Raw genomic sequence first — 4985 nt, 5'->3', positions numbered from 1 at the left:
TGATGCGCGAGAAGCGTGCTGTCGTACAGCTCGACAACAAGCTGGCAAACCGCTCGGTCAACGAAGGTTTCTCGGGCGGTGAGAAGAAGCGCAACGAGATTTTCCAGATGGCCATGCTCTCTCCAAAGCTTGCAATCCTTGACGAGACCGACAGCGGACTGGATGTTGATGCCCTTCGTATTGTTGGAAACGGAGTAACACAGCTAAAGACTCCGCAGAATGCATCCTTGGTCATAACCCATTACCAGAGACTTCTCGATTACATTGTTCCTGATATTATCCATATACTTTACGATGGCCGTATTGTAAGGACTTCCGGGGCCGAACTGGCGCGCGAGGTTGAGGACAAGGGTTACGACTGGATCATTAAATCTTTGTAACGCACTATGGGAAAGCTTGAATATATTGTCCAGAAGGAGGGTGACAATGCTTATCCTCTGCATCTTGCGGATGATGAGCATCGTGAGGTGCTTGTTCTGCAGGAATGCTCAGGCAAGGCCTGTTTTGACATAAGACTCGGCAGCGGAGCGCAGCTTGATCTCACGGTGATTTCAATGGCTTGTTCAAAAACAGGCGCCTGTGCTGAGCCAAGGAACATAGTCAACAGTTTCAAGGTGAATCTTGATTCGGAGAATGCCGTGTGCAATCTGAACGGAGTGTATCTTGTGGATTCCGGGAACAAGGTTGCCAACAAGGTTGACATGAACCATAATGTTGGGCATTGCATAAGCAATCAGCTGTTCAGGGGCATACTCTGGGACAGTTCCCGCTCTGATTTCGAGGGGCGGATATACGTTGCTCCCGATGCTCAGAAAACAGAGGCCTATCAGGCCAACAACAATATTGTTGAGTCCGAGCAGGCAAGGGCGCATACCCAGCCACATCTTGAGATTTACGCCGATGACGTTAAATGCAGTCACGGAGCCACTGTTGGAAACAAGGAGAGCGGTGAACTTTTCTATATGCAGAGTCGCGGAATCTCGCTGGCAAATGCAAAGGTTCTGCTCAAGCAGGCCTTCCTTCTTGGAGTGCTGGAAAAGATTTCCGATGATTTACTGAAGGAGGAGATGAGCCGCAGAATTCTAGCCTGTCTGAGGTGATTCCCATAAAAAACGCATTTGGCGTTACTTACAATGCGTGTTGATATCTTTGTTGATAACTCAACATATTCTCTTCCAAAATAAGAGTTTATTTCAAATAACTTGCATTTCAGTTTCCCTTTGAAATCAAGGGGGAATTCTTTTTCACTCAATCATTTAGCGCATAAATAACCTAATAGGGAACCATAACACCACTTAAAGATGGAAAAGCACACTTTTGACGAAGCTTTCGCGAAAAGCGGCGAATATTTCAAGGGCGATGAACTTGCAGCGTCTGTTTGGATAAACAAATACGCAATGAAAGATTCTTACGGTAATCTTTATGAATCAAGTCCTGACGACATGCACTGGAGGCTTGCATCAGAGTTCGCACGTATAGAACAGAAGTATCCGCATCCAATGTCAAAGGAGGAGATTTTCGAGCTTCTTCAGAACTTCAAGTATGTGATTCCTCAGGGCGGTCCTATGACAGGCATAGGCAACGAGTATCAGGTTGCTTCCTTGTCCAACTGCTTTGTGATTGGCAATCAGGGTGAGGCGGATTCATACGGCGGTATTCTCAAGATTGATGAGGAGCAGGTGCAGCTTATGAAAAGGCGCGGTGGTGTAGGTCACGATATGTCCCATATCCGTCCTACAGGCAGTCCCGTACTTAACAGCGCTCTTACTTCAACAGGTGTTGTTCCTTTCATGCAGCGTTATTCCAACTCAACACGTGAGGTTGCCCAGGATGGAAGGCGCGGTGCGCTCATGCTTACAATTTCCATAAAGCATCCTGATTCAGAAGGTTTCATTGATGCCAAGATGGAGCAGGGCAAGGTTACAGGTGCCAACGTTTCAGTAAAGATAGACGATGAGTTCATGCGCGCAGCCCTTGATGGGAAGAAATATGTTCAGCAGTATCCTATAGTTGGTGACAATCCAAAAGTGAAGAAGGAGATAGAGGCTGCAATGCTCTGGAAGAAAATCATACACAATGCCTGGAAGAGCGCGGAGCCTGGTGTCCTTTTCTGGGATACAGTTATCAGGGAGTCAGTTGCCGATTGTTATGCCGATCTGGGTTACAGGACAGTAAGTACCAACCCTTGCGGTGAAATTCCTCTCTGCCCATACGACAGCTGCCGTCTGATTGCAATGAACCTCTATTCATACGTTGACAATCCTTTCACTGAGAATGCAATCTTCAACTTCCCGTTGTTCAAGGAGCATGTATGGAAGGCAATGCGTCTGATGGATGACCTGATTGACCTTGAGATGGAGAAGATAGATGCTATCCTTGCAAAGGTTGCCAGCGATCCTGAGAACACAAATATCAAGAGAACAGAAATAGAACTTTGGGAGAAGATAAGGGACAAATCTCTGGGAGGCCGCCGTACAGGCCTTGGCATAACAGCTGAAGGCGATATGCTTGCAGCACTTGGATACGTTTACGGTTCCGACAAGGCAATCGCTTTTGCCGTTGAGGTTCAGAAGACTCTTGCCCTTGCAGCATACGGTTCATCAGTGAACATGGCAAAGGAGCGCGGTGCATTCCCTATCTATGATACTCAGAGGGAGGTGAACAACCCTATGATTGACAGAATCAGGGAGGCGGATCCTGTTCTTTACAAGGAGATGGCAAAGGTGGGAAGAAGGAACATTTCAATGCTTACCATAGCTCCTACAGGTACCGCCAGCATAATGACTCAGACCACATCCGGAATCGAGCCTGTATTCCTGCCTTTCTACAAGAGAAGAAGGAAAGTCAATCCTAACGACAAGAACGTGAAGATTGCCGTTAAGGACGAGATGGGCGATTGCTTCGAGGAGTATTTCGTATTCCATCACAAGTTCGTTGACTGGTGCGGTATCAACTGCGGATTGAATCTGGAGCAGCTGAAGAATATGACAGTTGATCAGCTGAACGAACTCGTGGAGAAGTCTCCATATCATAAGTCAACCGCGGCCGACATTGACTGGATTGCAAAGGTCAAGATGCAGGGCAGCATACAGAAATGGGTTGACCACTCTATCAGCGTAACTGTGAACCTTCCTAAGGATGTGACAGAGGACCTTGTTGCACAGGTTTACAAGACAGCCTGGGAGGTAGGTTGCAAGGGAGTTACCGTTTACCGCGATGGTTCAAGAACAGGTGTGTTGGTTTCAGCCAAGGAAGAAGGCAAACCGGCCATCGCTGTGAAAAAACGTCCTAAATCACTTGAGGCCGATGTAATCCGTTTCCTCAACGGCAGGGAGCATTGGATTGCACTTGTTGGCAAGCTCAACGGCGTTCCTTACGAGATTTTCACCGGTCTTGTTGATGATGATTCAAGGAGCATTCCTAAGAGCATCACTCACGGCTACATAGTCAAGGAAAAGGATATCAACGGTGGCAGCAGCCGTTATGATTTCCATTTTGTTGACAAATACGGATATACAAATATCGTTGGTGGCATATCGCACATGTTCAACAAGGAGTACTGGAATTATGCAAAGCTCATTTCCGGTGTCCTCCGTTACGGAATGCCTATTGTTGACGTGCTCAACCTGATAAACGGACTTTCACTTGATTCAGACGCAATCAACACATGGAAGAACGGAGTTGAGCGTTCACTCAAGAAATACATACCGGACGGAACACGTGACGAGTCAGGCAAGAAATGTCCTAAGTGCGGTGGCGATGACCTCATATATCAGGAAGGTTGTCTGGTTTGCAGAAACTGCGGATACAGCAAGTGCGGTTGATGATTCTTGAATTTGTATAATGATATATTATCCACACGCAAAAATCAACATAGGTCTGGAAGTTGTGAACAAGCGCAGCGATGGCTTTCACAACATCCAGACTCTTTTTTACCCCCTCTCCAAGGTCGAAGTTCTTTCGTTTGAGGAATTCCCTGCTGAGTGCTCTGAGAATTCAGATTTCAAATCTTGCAAACCTGAACACAGTGCTTCGGCCGCTTGCTATGACATACTTGAAATAGTGCCTTCTGCTACGCTCAGGATGAATCTTTACGGCATTACTTACCCTGGTGAGCCAATGGACAACATTTGCGTGAAGGCCTGGCAGCTTTTGAAGGAGGATTATCCCCAGTTGCCACCGGTTGAAATCTCCCTTTTCAAGAAAGTCCCAGTTGGGGCGGGCCTTGGAGGAGGCAGTTCAGATGGAGCCCGTGTGCTCACAGCCTTGAATGATATTTTTTCACTGGCGATGGATTCTCAAACGCTGGCTTCTTACGCCGCCCTTTTGGGCAGTGACTGTGCGTTCTTCATTTACGACCGTCCTATGATGGGCAGCGGGCGTGGTGAGATTCTTTCCGATTTCCCGCTTGATCTTGATGCAATGGGATATTGCCTGAAGCTGGTGCATCCGCCTTTCTTCATTTCAACCAAGGATGCGTACGGTGGAATAGTTCCGCGTGACAGATGGCCGCTTTGTACTGCGGTGTCCGTGGTGGATGAACGCACAGAATCGGGTCGTGAAGCCGATTCAGCGCATCAAAGACCGTCCTTGGAGGAATTGCGGAACAAATCTCTGGAGGAAAGATTGCTTGCAGGGGTGGAAACGTGGAAGGACACCATTGTGAACGATTTTGAAACCACGGTCTTTGCAAAGTATCCTCAACTGGCTTCGTTCAAGCAGATGCTCTATGACCAGGGCGCAGTTTATGCCGCAATGTCCGGAAGCGGCAGCACCATGTTCGGCATTTTCCGCAAGTGATTTCTTTTCCGCCTGATCACGGTCAGCTGGTCCTCCTTTCCGCTTGATTGCAGGTAACGCGCCCTGCAAAGAAAATTTTGCCTTTCCTGAGCAAAATTTTTTTGCAAGCCGGTCACCTGCCACTTGCGCCCCCTGTTTGCCGTTTCAACTTTGCTCGTTTGGTTGTGTCTTTGCTCACAATGCGC

General features: G+C 47.7%; 3 protein-coding genes and 1 pseudogene. All 4 read left to right on the top strand.

Features of this window, described 5'->3' with window-relative positions:
• A pseudogene (sufC, locus tag AC06L3_RS03650) lies at positions 1–380 on the top strand (Fe-S cluster assembly ATPase SufC); the annotation flags it as partial.
• A 6-nt stretch (positions 381–386) separates the two neighbouring features.
• Positions 387–1100 carry a SufD family Fe-S cluster assembly protein gene (locus AC06L3_RS03645; RefSeq protein ID WP_475669260.1) on the top strand — a complete coding sequence of 238 codons (714 nt, stop codon included), beginning with the start codon at positions 387–389 and terminating at the stop codon, positions 1098–1100.
• 201 nt (positions 1101–1301) lie between these two features.
• Entirely contained in the window at positions 1302–3824 is a 2523-nt protein-coding gene (locus AC06L3_RS03640) for an adenosylcobalamin-dependent ribonucleoside-diphosphate reductase (protein WP_475669259.1), read from the top strand.
• A 19-nt stretch (positions 3825–3843) separates the two neighbouring features.
• On the top strand, positions 3844–4800 hold the full coding sequence (locus AC06L3_RS03635; protein WP_475669258.1) for a 4-(cytidine 5'-diphospho)-2-C-methyl-D-erythritol kinase: 957 nt from the start codon (positions 3844–3846) through the stop codon (positions 4798–4800).
• The last annotated feature ends 185 nt before the right edge of the window (positions 4801–4985 follow it).

The organism is Candidatus Egerieousia sp. (genome assembly GCF_056211015.1).
The sequence above is the reverse complement of the archived record's forward strand: the minus strand, read 5'-3'. Positions and strand labels throughout refer to the sequence as shown.

Coding starts and splice junctions, on each gene's coding strand:
- AC06L3_RS03645 (WP_475669260.1), top strand. CDS start 387: ATGGGAAAGCTTGAATATATTGTCCAGAAGGAGGGTGACAATGCTTAT.
- AC06L3_RS03640 (WP_475669259.1), top strand. CDS start 1,302: ATGGAAAAGCACACTTTTGACGAAGCTTTCGCGAAAAGCGGCGAATAT.
- AC06L3_RS03635 (WP_475669258.1), top strand. CDS start 3,844: ATGATATATTATCCACACGCAAAAATCAACATAGGTCTGGAAGTTGTG.